This is a genomic window from Curtobacterium sp. RIT-PI-V (assembly GCF_025642935.1).
Lineage (GTDB): Bacteria > Actinomycetota > Actinomycetes > Actinomycetales > Microbacteriaceae > Curtobacterium.
The window spans coordinates 1-13,329 of the sequence record NZ_JANZKM010000046.1; the positions used below are offsets into that span (position 1 = coordinate 1).

At 73.6% G+C, this 13,329-nt stretch carries 12 protein-coding genes and 1 riboswitch; of the genes, 3 read left to right on the forward strand and 9 right to left on the reverse strand.

Features of this window, described 5'->3' with window-relative positions:
- Nucleotides 1-1,006, reverse strand: a 1,006-nt coding sequence (locus OGL88_RS17290) for a LacI family DNA-binding transcriptional regulator (protein WP_263092251.1), incomplete at its 3' end; no start/stop codon positions are given.
- Nucleotides 985-3,021 carry an aldo/keto reductase gene (locus OGL88_RS17295; RefSeq protein WP_263092252.1) on the reverse strand — a complete coding sequence of 679 codons (2,037 nt, stop codon included), beginning with the start codon at nt 3,019-3,021 and terminating at the stop codon, nt 985-987. The genes OGL88_RS17290 and OGL88_RS17295, both read right to left, overlap by 22 nt.
- Before the next feature lie 202 nt (nt 3,022-3,223).
- Between OGL88_RS17295 and OGL88_RS18170 the strand changes: the two genes are divergently transcribed.
- The 3 genes from OGL88_RS18170 to OGL88_RS17305 all read left to right on the forward strand — a co-directional run bounded on the left by OGL88_RS18170 (nt 3,224) and on the right by OGL88_RS17305 (nt 4,355).
- Entirely contained in the window at nt 3,224-3,373 is a 150-nt protein-coding gene (locus OGL88_RS18170) for a twin-arginine translocation signal domain-containing protein (protein ID WP_374114456.1), read from the forward strand.
- Nucleotides 3,374-3,569: 196 nt separating this feature from the next.
- Complete coding sequence (locus tag OGL88_RS17300) at nt 3,570-4,118, forward strand: TetR/AcrR family transcriptional regulator (RefSeq protein ID WP_263092253.1); 549 nt, start codon at nt 3,570-3,572, stop codon at nt 4,116-4,118.
- Nucleotides 4,119-4,184: 66 nt separating this feature from the next.
- The gene (locus OGL88_RS17305) at nt 4,185-4,355 is read left to right on the forward strand and encodes a hypothetical protein (protein ID WP_159574085.1); all 171 of its coding nucleotides are present in this window, start codon (nt 4,185-4,187) and stop codon (nt 4,353-4,355) included.
- A 385-nt stretch (nt 4,356-4,740) separates the two neighbouring features.
- On the opposite strand, the gene ribH is transcribed toward OGL88_RS17305, so the two are convergent.
- From ribH to OGL88_RS17340, 7 genes are all read right to left on the reverse strand, one after another.
- Nucleotides 4,741-5,220 (reverse strand): 6,7-dimethyl-8-ribityllumazine synthase, encoded by a 480-nt coding sequence (ribH, locus tag OGL88_RS17310; protein WP_123292070.1) that lies wholly within the window; start codon nt 5,218-5,220, stop codon nt 4,741-4,743.
- Nucleotides 5,217-5,897 carry a 3,4-dihydroxy-2-butanone-4-phosphate synthase gene (gene ribB, locus OGL88_RS17315; protein WP_263092255.1) on the reverse strand — a complete coding sequence of 227 codons (681 nt, stop codon included), beginning with the start codon at nt 5,895-5,897 and terminating at the stop codon, nt 5,217-5,219. The genes ribH and ribB overlap by 4 nt, the downstream gene beginning before the upstream one ends.
- Nucleotides 5,897-6,550: a riboflavin synthase gene (locus tag OGL88_RS17320; RefSeq protein WP_263092256.1), complete on the reverse strand. Its 654-nt coding sequence runs from the start codon at nt 6,548-6,550 to the stop codon at nt 5,897-5,899. Before OGL88_RS17320 ends, ribB begins: the two co-directional genes overlap by 1 nt.
- 90 nt (nt 6,551-6,640) lie before the next feature.
- A riboswitch (FMN riboswitch) is annotated at nt 6,641-6,775 on the reverse strand.
- A 166-nt stretch (nt 6,776-6,941) separates the two neighbouring features.
- Nucleotides 6,942-9,365 (reverse strand): bifunctional lysylphosphatidylglycerol flippase/synthetase MprF, encoded by a 2,424-nt coding sequence (locus OGL88_RS17325; protein WP_263092257.1) that lies wholly within the window; start codon nt 9,363-9,365, stop codon nt 6,942-6,944.
- On the reverse strand, nt 9,362-10,702 hold the full coding sequence (locus tag OGL88_RS17330) for an alpha/beta hydrolase (protein ID WP_263092258.1): 1,341 nt from the start codon (nt 10,700-10,702) through the stop codon (nt 9,362-9,364). The genes OGL88_RS17325 and OGL88_RS17330 overlap by 4 nt, the downstream gene beginning before the upstream one ends.
- Nucleotides 10,703-10,865: 163 nt before the next feature.
- Nucleotides 10,866-12,377 carry a hypothetical protein gene (locus OGL88_RS17335; protein WP_263092259.1) on the reverse strand — a complete coding sequence of 504 codons (1,512 nt, stop codon included), beginning with the start codon at nt 12,375-12,377 and terminating at the stop codon, nt 10,866-10,868.
- Between the two features lie 88 nt (nt 12,378-12,465).
- The coding region (locus OGL88_RS17340; protein WP_263092260.1) for a hypothetical protein at nt 12,466-13,329 on the reverse strand (864 nt) is incomplete at its 5' end.

Below are 13,329 nucleotides of genomic sequence, written 5' to 3' on the forward strand. Positions count from 1 at the left end.
TGTGGCGCACGGTGCGCTGCACTGCAGCGCCGTGCCGCGGCAGCTCACCGGCGAGCATGCCGAGCGCGAGCGTGAGGGCCTCACGTGCGACGGCGTCGAGGTCGACCGCCAGGGTCGTCAGCATCGGCGACACCAGAGCGCCGAGCGGCAGGCCGTCGACGCCGACGACCCGGACCTCACCGGGGACGTCGACGCCCGCGCGGCGGCAGGCCTGCAGCACGCCGAGCGCCATCACGTCGTTGAAGGCCAGGATCGCGTCGAGTCGGCGCTTCCGAGCCAGGATCCGCACCGTCTCGTCGGCACCGCACTCGGCGGTGCCGTGCGGCGCGTGCACGAGCTCCGGCAGGTAGCCGCGGCGGCGCAGGGCGCCCAGCATGAGCAGGCCGCGCGCGCTCGTGTGGTCCGGCGACGAGTTGTCGAGCACGACGGGGTGCCGCACCCCGGTCGCCACCAGGTGGTCGGCGAGGGCTTCGATCGCGTCGGCGGGGTCGATCCACACCGCTGCCGTGGGCGGGTCGGAAGACGGGTCGAGCTCGACCATCGGCACGTTGCCGAGGAGCTCGCTCCACCGGTGCCGGCGCGAGCCGAGGTAGCCGATGACCACGTCGGTCTGCGCGCCGAGCGCCTGCACCATCCGGTCGGCGTCGCTCGCCAGGTCGACGTCGGCGAGCATGACGTTCCACCCCTGCTCGGCGGCGAGCCGGAACACGGCGGACGCGAGCTGGGGCGTGTACGGGTTCCGCAGGTCGTTCACGACGAGCCCGAGCTGGTGGTCGCCGCCGGTGACCAGCCCGCGGCCGAACCGCGACGGCCGGTAGTCGAGCGACGCCGCGACGGCGAGCACCCGTTCCTTCGTGGTCGCGCTGATGCCGGACATGCCGTTCATCGCGCGGGTGACGGTCTGCCGGGACACCCCGGCGGCCGCGGCGACGTCGATGATCGTCGCGCGGCCGCCGGAGTGCGGGCCGTCCGGTGGCGACTGGGTCAGTCGCGGAGGTCCAGCCATGCCACCTGTTCCGGGGTGAGGTCGACGGAGAGGCCCGTCATGGACGATCGGGCTTCCGCGATCGTACGCGGTCCGAAGAGCGGGAACGTCGGGAACGGCTGGTTCAGCACGTACGCCAGGGCGATCGCCGTGGCGGGGACGCCGAACCGGTCGCCGAGCTCTCGCGCGCGACGGAGCCGCTCGAAGTTCTCGTCGCTGTAGTAGCAGCGGACGAGCTCGGCGTCGCTGGTGTCCTCCGGCGTCGCGCGGCCGGTGAAGAAGCCACGGGCCTGCGACGACCACGGCAGCAGCGGGACCTGACGCTCCTCGAGCCACGCCTTCGACGCGGCGTCGGTCGCGTGCTCGCAGCCGTCCCACGGCACGTCGTACGCCTCGGCCAGGCCGAAGTGGTTGCTGAGGACCTCGAACTCGTGCTTGCCGTTCGCCCGCGCGTAGGCGTTCGCCTCGTCGAAGCGTGCCGGTGTCCAGTTCGACCCGCCGTACACGCGGATGCGGCCGGCCCGACGGTGCTCGTCGAGGACGTCGACGAACTCCCCCACCGGGATGTCCGGGTTGTCGCGGTGCATCATGTAGATGTCCGCGTAGTCGGTGCCCTGGCGCTCGAGGCTCTCGAGCAGCTGCTTCGTCAGGGACTCCGGGTCGCAGAACGGCGTGTGCGCACCCTTCGTGATGACCACCACGTCCTCGCGGACACCGCGGTTCTGGATCCACTTGCCGAGCCGGCCCTCGAGCATACCGCCGCCGTAGATGTAACCGGTGTCGAAGACGTTGCCGCCCTGCTCGACGAACAGGTCGAAGATCGCGCTGGCGTGCGCCAGGTCGGGCTGGTTGTCGACGCCCATCACCAGGCGGGACATGCGCTTGCCGACGCCGGGCACCTCGCCGTACTGCATGGGGTTGTCGGCCGCCACGGTGAGCGGACGGCCGCTGACGGTCGGGATGTCGGCGGTCTCGGCCTCGAACGGGTAGCGCAGGCCGATCGCGGCGCGCCACTTGTCGAGCGTGCGGGCCGTCGCGAGGGACTCGTCGATCGTCATCTGTGCTGCCTCGACCGCACCGGCACGCAGGGCGTCGGTGGTGGCGTCGGCCTCGCGGGCGTAGGGGTGCTCGCCGGCGAAGGACAGCGTGCGCGGGTCCTCGTCGACGGTGTGCACCTCGATCGTCGGGTCGGCGCCCAGGGTCCACGGGTCGGCGAGCAGGAGGCGGCCACGCGTGCCGTACACCGCGACCGCGTTGTCGTCCTGCACGAAGACGCCGGTGCGGACGGATGCCGTGATGCCGCCGCGGTAGGTCAGCTGCGCGACGGTCCACTCGTCGACTCCGGTCGGACCGAGGGTTCCGGTGGCGGTGAGCTCCGTCGGCTCGGCGACGGCGACACCGGTCGCGGCCTGCACGATCGCGGCGGCCATCGTCACCGGGTACCCGCCGACGTCGAGGATCCCGCCGCCTGCCGTGTCGACGTCGAACAGTCGGCCGCTCCGCTCACCGGTACGGAACGCGAACGAGGCGTCGATGTGCGTGACCTCGCCGATCACGCCGTCCCGCACGAGGTCGAGCAGTGCGGCGGTCTGGGGGTGGAAGCGGTACATGAACGCCTCGACCAGCGGCAGGCCGGCCTGGCGTGCGGCATCGGCGAGCGCCATGGCGGTGCCGTGGTTCGGGGCGAGGGGCTTCTCGCACAGGACGGCCTTGCCGGCCTCGAGCGCGGCGAGCACGAGCCGCGCGTGCCCGGTGTGCACGGTCGACACGTACACGGCGTCGACGCGCGGGTCGGCGAGGACCTCGTCGTAGGTCGCAGCAGAGACGTCGGCGAACCCGAGCTGCGCGGCTTCGTCGGCGAAGGTCTGCGCCCGCTCGGTGGACGAGCTGCCGGCGGCCACCAGGGCACCACCGCTCGCGGGCAGCTGGGAGAGGAAGCGGCGGGCGATGCCCCCGGGGCCGAGGACGGCCCAGCCGGGGCGGTCGGCGACCGTCGGAGTCGGGGTGCTGGCGGTGTTCGCGGTCTGCGCTGACATGCGGATCCTTGTCGTCTCGTGAACCTTCACGGTCACGACGACGCTAGTGCCACACGCCCGTCGGATCAATGCGGAACCGCTTGACACCGCGTGTCTCACAGAGGATGCTCTGGACCACTTCGTGAGCGTTCACGGTCGAACGCTCCGGGGACCCGGTATCACTGTGTCCAACCCGATCTCAACGACGTGAGCAGGTAGTTTCGTGCCGTCATCTCCATCGATCAGTCTCAGCAGGCGGGGGTTCCTCGCCGGCGCAGGTGCCCTCGGAGCCCTCGCCACCACCGCCCTGTTGGCCGGTTGCTCCACGAGCACCGCCATCTCCCAGGACCTTGACGAACTCGTCCGGCAGTGATGGCCGGTGCCGTGATCAGCGTGTTCCCGCTCATCGGCGTGTTCATCATCGGCTCGCGCCACTTCATCGCCAACATCGCCGCCGGAGCGCTGAAGGGCTGACGGACCGAGCGCCCCGACCGGCAGGGTGCAGGCGTCGCGGGACGGCCCGCGACGCCTGCACCTGCTCGCGCACAACTCCTCCTAGACTCGTGCCCATGGCCAGTGCCCGCGACCGCGTCCTCGACAGCTTCGTCGCCATCGTGTGCGAAGACGGCGAACGTCCCGCGACGCTCGACGCCGTCGCCGCCCGCGCCGGTGTCTCCAAGGGCGGGCTGCTGTACCACTTCGGCTCCAAGGCGGCTCTGGTCGAGGGGCTGTGCGAGCGACTCTCCGACCTGTCCGCCATCGACGTCGAGCGCATGGCCGAGGCCGAGGACGGCGCCGCCCGCTACTTCGTCCGCAACTGCCTGTTCGTCGGTAGTGAGCTCGACCTCGCGCTCCTCGCCGCGAGCCGCCTGCAGCAGGCCGGCTACGAAGAAGCGGGCCGGACCCTCGACGACACCGAGAACGCGTGGCTCGAGACCCTCGTCGACGCGCTCCACGACGAACCCACCGCCCAGGCGGTCAAGCTCCTCGGTGACGGCCTGTACCACCAGGCCTCCCTCGGCGCCGCGAGCGACGGTCGACCGAAGCGCAGCACCGTCGACATGGAGGCGCTCCTCGCCGTCGTCGACCGTCTGATCGCGACGAAGCCCGGCGCGTGAACGACCATCCCCGTTCCTGGGGATAGACTTGGCGACGTTCCACTCGTCGACACCCGGAGGTATCCCGTGGGCCGCGTCATCGCCGCTGTTTTCTCGATCCTGCTGCTGCTGGTGTCGATGTACCTGTTCGGGTTCGCGTTCCAGGTCGACTCGGGCCAGGCGTTCATCTTCATGGGCGGTCTGATCCTCATGACCCTCTCCTTCTTCCTGCCGATCCACGTGTTCGGCAAGCGGTAACCACTCCGCCACGCAGAACGGCCCCGCACCTCTCGAGGTGCGGGGCCGTTCTGCGTGCCGGCGTCCGCAGCCGCAGCCGCAGGCAGCGTGCTGTGCACAACCAGAGTGCATTCGAGCCGCGGCACCACGCGGCGCGGATGCACGTTGGTTGCGCAAACGGTCACGTGCTCGGAACGCGCGACGCCACGGACGGGAGGCGCGGCGCGCGGCCGCCACGGGCCTCCCGTCCGCCGTCGCGCACGTCCACTGCCCGCTGCACGACCACAGTGCGCTCGCGCCGCGACATTGCGCGGTTCGGGCGCATCGTGGTTGTGCGCAGCGCAGCCGCGACGAGCGCCAGACCCGCGCGCCGCGCGAGCGCGCCGCGCGGGCCAGCCGCCAGCCGCTACGCGAGCACGCGCAACGAGCGCAGCGTCACCGCGGTCGCGACGGCGGCGTGCACGGCCTCGGCGCCCTTGTCCTCCTTCGAGCCGGGCAGCCCGGCACGGTCGATGCCCTGCTGCTCGTCGTCCAGGGTCAGCACGCCGAACCCGACGGGCTTGCCGGTGTCGATCGCCACGCGGGTGAGCCCGCTCGTGGCGGCGTCGGACACGTACTCGAAGTGCGGGGTGCCGCCCCGGATGATCACGCCGAGCGCGACCGCGGCGTCGAACCCGGCCTCGAGGGCGGTCTTCGCGACGACGGGCAGCTCGAAGCTCCCCGGGACCGGGAACACCGACGCGGTGGCGCCGAGCCGTTCGACCTCGCGCTGCGCCCCGGCGAGGAGGCCCGCCGCGATCGTGTCGTGCCACTGTCCGGCGACGATGGCCACCCGGATCCCGGTACCGTCGACGTGGTCGCGGTCCGCCGCGCCTGCTCCGCTCATCGTGCTGTTCCTTCCGTGGACAGGGCAGCTGCTGCCGCCGTCCGGTCTGCCGCGTCCAGCCACTCGACGAGCGCGGCGATGGTGATGACGGGCACGCCCTCGCGCGCCCCGAGTGCGACGAGCGCCGGCAGCCGCATCATGCTGCCGTCCTCGTCGACGATCTCGCAGATCGCCGCGGCGGGCCGGAGCCCGGCTGCGGTGACGAGCTCGATCGCGGCTTCGGTGTGCCCCGCACGCTCGCGGACCCCGCCTGGTCGTGCCCGCAGGGGCACGACGTGGCCGGGGCGGTGCAGGTCGTCGCGCACCGAGGTCGGGTCGGCGAGGACCCGCAGCGTGCGCGCTCGGTCGTGGGCGCTGATGCCGGTGGTGACCCCGACGGCTGCGTCGACGGTGACGGTGTAGGCGGTGCCGCGGACGTCCTCGTTGTGCTGGACCATCGGCGGCAGGTCGAGTGCGTCGGCGATCTCGGCGCTCACGGGCGCGCAGATGAACCCCGACGAGTGCGCCACGGTCCAGGCGATCCACTCCGGCGTCGCGAGCTCGGCGGACAGGATGACGTCGCCCTCGTTCTCGCGGTCCTCGTCGTCGACGACGATCACCGGGCGGCCGGCCGCGACCGACGCGATCGCGGCCTCGATGCTCGACGAGCCGAGGGCCTGCGGGACCGCGGCGACCATCACCGGGCCTCCGAGGCGACGGTCTCGAGCGAGCCGACGGCGGCGTCGAGCCGCAGCATCCGGCGCACGTGCCGCGCGAGCACGTCGGTCTCGACGTTCACCCGGTCCCCCGGCACGCGCAGGCCGAGGGTGGTCGCCTCGAGCGTCTCCGGGATGAGGCTGACCTCGAACCAGGCGGCGTCCGGCGCGGTGTCTTCCGGCGAGACGGCGCTGACGGTGAGCGAGACCCCGTCGAGCGCGATCGACCCCTTGTCGACGACGAGCGGGCTGAGCGCCGGCGCGAGCGAGAACCGCACCCGGCGCCAGCCGTCGCCGTCCGCGGTCTCGAGCACGGTGGCGGTACCGTCGATGTGGCCCTGCACGATGTGGCCGCCGAGCCGGTCGCCGACCGACGCGGCGCGCTCGAGGTTCAGGCGGTCGCCCACCCGCAACGCTCCGTGCGCGCTCATGTCGAGCGTCTGCTTCATGACGAAGGCGGTGAAGGAGTCGGGGGTCTGCTCGACGACGGTCAGGCAGACGCCGCTGGTGGCGATGGAGTCGCCGTGGCTGGCGTCCGCGACCACGATCGGCCCGCGGACGGTGAGCGCGACGGAGTCGCCGTGCTGCTCGACGGCGGTGACGGTGCCGAGTTCCTCGATGATGCCGGTGAACACTGGTGTCCTCTCAACGGGACTCCGGGGGTGTTCGACGATCGTCGGCATCGACGGACGGGTCGTCCCACGCAGGGTGGGTCGTCTCGTCCGCCAGCGCGCCTCCCATCCGGACTCTCACCGTCGGTCCCGGAGTTTCACCGAGTCAACCTCTGCCGGGTTCGCACCCGTCATCAGTTCGTGGACTGTCACCACCGGTTCGGAATTGCACCGACCCCGGAGCGCTTGCGTAGTCGGAACGATACCCCAGACCGGTGACCGACGCGTCGGGCCGGAGCGGGGCACGTAACGGGGCGACGCGGCGCACGACCGGGAGGCCCGTGGCGGGCCCGCACCGCGCCTCCCGTCCGCCGCCCGGTCGCGTCCACCGCACCGACCCCGCCGACCGTGCGCCTCAGCCGCGTCCGCGCGCGAGCGCGACCGCCTGCCGCAGCGACAGGTCCGGCAGGTACGCCCGGACGACCGCGAGGCCGATCGACGGCAGCGCGACCGGGTCGGGGTAGGCGAGGACGAGCGGGTGCAGGTCGGGGCCGAACTTCTGCTTGAACCGGAGCAGCGAGCGGAACCCGTAGACCGGTTCGAGGACGCCCCCGACGAGCTCGAGCAGGCTCTGCACCCCGTCGCTCGGTGCCGCGTTCTCGCCCGCCTGTGCGAGCGGCGCCGCCGACAGGCTGAGCCGCTCGACACCGTCCTCGCGCATCCGCTCCGCGGCGCTGGCGACGAGGAACTCCATCACCCCGTTCGGGGCCGCACCGGTCCGGCGCATGACGTCGAGCGTCCACCCGACGACGCGGCCCGCGCGGTGGCTGGGGAGCCAGCTGGTGACGGCGAGCACCGTCCCCGCGGCGTCCTGCGCGACGAGGACGCGGACCGCGGGGTCCCGCATCTCGTCGACGCCGCCGAGCGTGAAGCCCATCTCCGGCAGCTCACGCTCGGACACCCACTCCTCGGAGATCGCCTCGATCTGCCGCGTGGTCGAGGCCGGCAGCTCCTGCCAGGACGACCACGTGGCCGTCGTGCCGTCGCGCTTCGCCTTGTTCACGGCCGTCCGGACGTCCTGCTTGCGCTTGCCGCTCGTCGTCCAGACCCGCGGGTCGAGGTCCGCGTCCTCGGCGACCGGCAGCGTGCTCCACCCCTGCGCCGTGAGGGTGCCGGCGGTGTCCGTCCCGATGCCGTAGAAGACGGCCGTCCAACCGACGTCGTCGCACCACCTGGCGAACGCCGTCATGGCGTCGGCACGGGCGTCCGGCCAGCCGAACGGACCGCCGACCGTCACCGCGACCCGTCCGTTCCGGCGGAAGGCGACACCGGCACGGCCGTCCGCGGCGAACCAGTACGCGTTGCCCCGCCAGGTCGTCATCCACCCGAACGCGTCACCGCCGCCGGCCTCGAGGAGCGCCCTGGCACGTTCACGGTCGCCGTGGGCCCGGTCACCGTCCGCATCGGGCTCGACCGCCCCCGTCGGTCGGACGGCTGCGAACGCTATGACGAACCAGAGCAGCGGACCGGCCAGGCCGATCACGACGCGGAGCGTCGGGTGCAGTGACGGGAGCCGGTCCCAGAACGTCACCGGCGCGATCGGACCGAGCGCGGCCACGGCCAGACGCAGGGGGTCCTCGACGTGCTGCGGCGACGAGGCGGCCGTGACGAGGACCGCGGTCACGACGACGCCCGCGGCCGCGAGCACCGTCACCGCGAAGGTGACGACCCGTCGGCGGGAGGGCAACACGGTGAACGACCGACGGAGCAGCACGAGCACCACGGCGGTCGCGAGCGGGACGACGATCGACGCGGCGATGGACACGTCGACGACGAACCGGTCCTCCGACCCGCGCAGCTGCTCGACCCGTCCCGGCACGGCACCGTACGTGACGGCCGCGGCGACCGCCGTGACGACGTCGACCACGACCACGAGCCACACGGCGAACCGGCTGCCGCGGAACAGGCCGAGGCCGCCGACGACGAGCACGAGGAGCGGTGCGGCAGCGAGGACGAGGCTCCACGGGTCGGTCGCGCGGTACGCGAGCAGCGCGCGGAGGCACTCCCCCGCGACCCCGTCGGCACGGCACCCGTGCACCGGCGTGACCGGACCGGCGCCCACCACTGCCGCGATCGGCGCGAGGATGCCGACCCGTGCGCGCGAGACCAGCGCAACGACGGGGCCGACGGCGGACACCAGCACGACGGTGCCGAGCAGGACCCGGGTCTCGCGGTGGGAGCTCCGTACCCAGCCGCTGCGCTTCGGCGTCCGCCGGAGCAGTTCGCCGAGCAGCCAGCCGGCACCGGCGGCCAGCACGGCGTAGAGGTCCGAGGCGTGTCCGGCGTACAGCAGCAGCGCGGCCACCACGGCGAGCGCGTTCACCCGGATCCGGCGTCGCCACAGGGGTCCGGCGAAGGCGCTCGCGGTGACGATCGTCCCGACGATCGCGGTCCACGGGTCGAAGCTCGTCGCACGACCGAGCAGCAAGGACCCGACGTCGCGCCCGTCGGAGTCGACGAAGGCACTGAGTGCGCCGATCCCGGTGCCGACCGTCGTCGTCACCACGAACGCGAGGACGGTCCGCCACGACCCCATCAGCCGTTCGGCCGCACCGACGAGGACCACCACCCCGGCCAGCGTGACGAGCAGGGCCACGACCCCGGTTGACGCCGCGAACACCCGGAACGGGCCGTACGACACCGGTCCGCCGCCGTGCAGGACGCGGAGGACGACGGCCGCGGCCGAGGTTGCGAGCACGAGGACGACGATCGCGGTCGTCACCGGGTGGCGACGGACCGCCCGCAGTGGTCCGTGCCAGCCCCGCGCGGTGCGGGTCACAGGGCGCCCGTCGTCGCGGGCAGCCCGAGGTGTGCGATGACCGTCGGCAGACCGTGTGCCAGGACGTACCGCACGGTGTTCCAGTCGTGCGCGGAGCCCGGAGACACCACGAGCGGTGCCTGCATCCCGACGCGTTCGGCGACCGCTCGGAGGGCATCGGTGGACGCCCGGTACGGAGCGTCGTCCTGGCCGAACCCGAAGACCGTCAGGTGGTCGCCGTACCGGCCGTGCGCGGTCATGATGGCGCTCGGCGACGCTGCGCGGTACGCGGCGGCCGACCCGCCGAAGCCCAGGGCGATCGTGTTCTGGAGGGTGCCGTTCCGTGGCCCGGCCTCGCTCGAGATCGCCAGCGCGGACCCGAACACGTCCGGGTGCGCGGTCGAGAACTGCATCGCGCAGGTCGCCCCCTGGGAGAACCCGACGATCCCCCACGCGCTCGGCGCCGTCGCGACCGGCAGGTGCTCCCGGATCCACCGCACCGTGTCGGTCATCACGTACGTCGCGCTCCGGCCGAGGCGCCGGGAGTCGACGCACATCGGGTTGCGCTCCGGAGCACCGAGCTGGTCCGGGGAGACGACGATCGGGGCGAGACCGTGGTGGGCGTCGGCATAGCGCTCAAGGTACCGGCCGAGGTCACCGGTCTGGAACATGTCCGCCGGCTGCCCGGGTTGGCCGGAGAGCGCCACGAGCACGGGCAGGGTCGGCGGGTGGGCGACCCGTGCGGCCGGCGGCAGCCACACCACGGCCTTCCGGGCGCGGAAGTGCGACACCGTGCCGGGGATCCGGACGCTCAGGGTCTCGCCCTCGCGCCGCATGCGCGCCGGAGCCCGCCAGCGCGCGGCGTCGACCACCGCCCCGTCGTGCGCACCGTGCTGTTGGACGGCGAGGGACCGCGTCGCGTACGGGTTCGTCGCGACCGCCTGCTCGAGGTCCTTGTAGAAGCCGAAGTCCACGTTCACCCCGAGGCCGGCCGACAGCGCGACCGCGGCGGCCGCACCGACGGCGACCAACCGGAGCGTCCAGCCGCCCTGCACGAGGACCACGAGCAGCAGGGCGACCGCGGCGAACGCGAAGGCGATCCACATCCGGGTGACCGGGGTGAACGCGACCCCGAACAGGTCCTGGACGTCGCCCGTCCACCAGACCGCGACGAGCCCGGCCCCCGCGCCGACGAGCAACGCCGCGAGCCGGACGAGCACGGCACGGACGGGGTGCGCACGGGTGCGTCGGAGCACGGGGGCCGTGACGACCCAGGCGGTGAGCAGCACCGCGAGGACGTCCACGGGGACGAGGACGTCGCGGCTGGTGACTGGGAGGCGCAGCAGGTCGTGGAACACGATCTCATCGTGGCGTCACCCCGCTGCTGGCCGGCCGCCGAGGCGCTTCGGCTGCGCACAGGTTCGCCACCGTCCGGTCACAGCGGCCTGGCGGGATCCTCCCAGCCGCGGGCAGGGCGACGAGGGGCACCGCAGGTGCGGTGCCCCTCGAGCCCCGTTCGTGTCAGCGCCGCGTGCGCAGCACCAGGGTCCCCGCTCCGGCGAGGAGCAGCAGGAGCGCGAACCCGAGGGGGACGACCGGCGAGGTCGCTCCCGTGTAGGCGAGCTCGGTCGCGCCGTCGCCGCTGGCGACCGTGTCCGCCACCGTCCGCGCGACGGCTGACTCCCCGCCGGTCGCCGCGACCGTGGTCGTCACCACACCCGTCGTGGAGGCCCGGGTCGGCCCGTCCGCACCGGTGGCACCGGCCGGGGTGGTCACGACGCCGGGCGTGGTGCCGTTCCCGGCGTCCGTGCCGTCACCGGGGACCGTGCCAGGGTCCGTCCCGTCACCGGGCGTCGTGCCCGGGTCGGTGCCCGGGTCCGTGCCGGGGTCGGTACCCGGGTCCGTGCCGTCGCCGGGCGTGGTGCCGGTGCCCGGGGTGGTGGCGGTGCCGTCACCGAGGACGCCGATGCCGTTCCCGCCGACGGTGATCGGCAGGCTGATCACCGGGACCACCTGGGTGCCCGAGAGCAGGCCGCCGTCGCCGGAGGTCGAGCCTCCGGTCGACGGGGTCGTGCTGCCCGGGGCGGTGCCGGTGGCCGGGGTGGTGGCGGTGCCGTCACCGAGGACGCCGATGCCGTTCCCGCCGATCGTGATCGGGACCGCGACCACCGGGGACACCTGGGTGCCCGAGGCCGTGCCGTTCGACCCGTCCGTCGTGCCACCGGCGGACGGAGCCGGACCGGCAGCCGTGCCGGTCCCCGCAGCGGGCGTCGTGCCCGCCGAGGTGCCGTCACCGAGCAGCCCGATGCCGTTGCCGCCGATCGTGACCGGGACGTCGACCAGTCCGCCGACCTGCGTGCCGGAGAGCAGCCCGTCGTCGCCGGACGTGCTCGGCGTGGTCGTGGCCGGAGCGGCCGGTGCCGGCGTCGCCGCCGGGCCGGACACGGCAGCGGTGCCGTCCCCGAGGACCCCGATGCCGTTGCCGGACACGGTCACCGGGACCGACACGACCGGGGCGACCTGGGTCCCCGAGGCCGTGCCGTCCTCACCCGAGGTGACCGGTGCCGGAGCAGCGGGCTCGGCCGGTTGCGCCGGCGCGGACGCCACCGGAGCCGGAGCAGCAGCCGGGGTCGACACCGCGTCGCCACCGACGGCGACGGCGTTGCCACCGACGGAGACCGGGGCGGTCACGGCCGGCGCCACCTGGGTACCGGATGCCGTGCCGTCGGCGCCCGAGGTCGTCGGCGCCGGGGCAGGAGCTGGAGCCGGAGCCGGAGCCGGAGCGACCGTCGGGGCTGCCGGAGCCGCCGGAGCCGCGGCGGGCGAGGTCACCGACGACACCGCGTCACCGAGCACCCCGAGGGCGTTGCCGGTGAGGGACACCGGAGCGTCCACCGACGGAACCACCTGGGTTCCGGACACGGCGCCGTCCGCTCCAGAGGTCGTGGCAGCGTTCGCGGCTGCCGCCCCTCCGAGCGTGAGGCCGCCGACGAAGAGGGCGAACCAGAGCCCTCTCGAGACGTACTTGTTCATGGTCGTACTCCCTGATCGAGATCGTTGGCCGACCGCGGTCGCGGTCGGTGTGTGTGCGTGCCTGCCGTGCCGGACAGGCGCACCGATCTCAGTCAGGGGCGACGTCGTGCTCGCCGACGACCGATGCGGGGACCGCGTCGTCGGACAGCGTGCCGCGAGACCCCGCGGCGAGGGAGACGATGTCGTCGGTCGAGCCGACGATGCCGACGGCTGCGACGCCGCCGGGAGTCGAGGTGGCACTGCCACCGAGGACGCCCGCTCCGCCCGGGCCGTCGGACGGCGTTCCGTGGCCGTCGCCCGGCTCGGGGACGAGCAGGGCGGTGCCGCCCAGGGTCGCGTCCTGCACGGCACCAGCGAGGGTGCCGGCGAGCGGTCCGGTCACGAGGGCGGACGGCGCGGTCACGCCCGACCGGCGCTCGGCGTCGGGAGCGGACGTCGGGCCCGCACCCGTCGACGCGACCGTGGTCGCGGACGGAGTCGTCGCCGGAGCGGCAGCCTGCGGCGGTCGCGCGGACGGGGCCGGCGAGCCGGGCACGCCGGACGGGGTGGTGCCGACGACGACCGGAGGTGCGGGGACGTCGATGACGGGATCCGTGCCTCCTGGCAGGACGCCACCGACCGACGGGACCACGCCCGCGACGACGTCGGGGACCTGTCCGACGATCGTGCCGACACCGCCGAGGGTGTCGTCGACCAGGCCGGTGACCGGAGCGGTGACCGTGCCGAGGGTGTCGTCACCGACGACGGGGCCGACCACCGGGACACTGCCGAGCGAGTGGTCGAGCGTGTCGACGACCGTGGTCACGGGTCGCGCGTCGGTGACCGTCCGCACGGTCCCGGTGACGGGACGCAGCGCTGTCGCGACGGTGTCGGTGACGGGCCGGGAGGCGGTGCCCACGTGCTCGACGACGCCCTGCACCGGGTGCGTGGCCGGCTCGGCCGCAGGGGCGGT

Bases quoted from the DNA above. Each gene is read 5' to 3' on its own strand.
- OGL88_RS17295 (WP_263092252.1), bottom strand. From the start codon at position 3,021: ATGTCAGCGCAGACCGCGAACACCGCCAGCACCCCGACTCCGACGGTC.
- OGL88_RS17300 (WP_263092253.1), top strand. From the start codon at position 3,570: ATGGCCAGTGCCCGCGACCGCGTCCTCGACAGCTTCGTCGCCATCGTG.
- ribH (WP_123292070.1), bottom strand. From the start codon at position 5,220: ATGAGCGGAGCAGGCGCGGCGGACCGCGACCACGTCGACGGTACCGGG.
- ribB (WP_263092255.1), bottom strand. From the start codon at position 5,897: ATGGTCGCCGCGGTCCCGCAGGCCCTCGGCTCGTCGAGCATCGAGGCC.
- OGL88_RS17335 (WP_263092259.1), bottom strand. From the start codon at position 12,377: ATGAACAAGTACGTCTCGAGAGGGCTCTGGTTCGCCCTCTTCGTCGGC.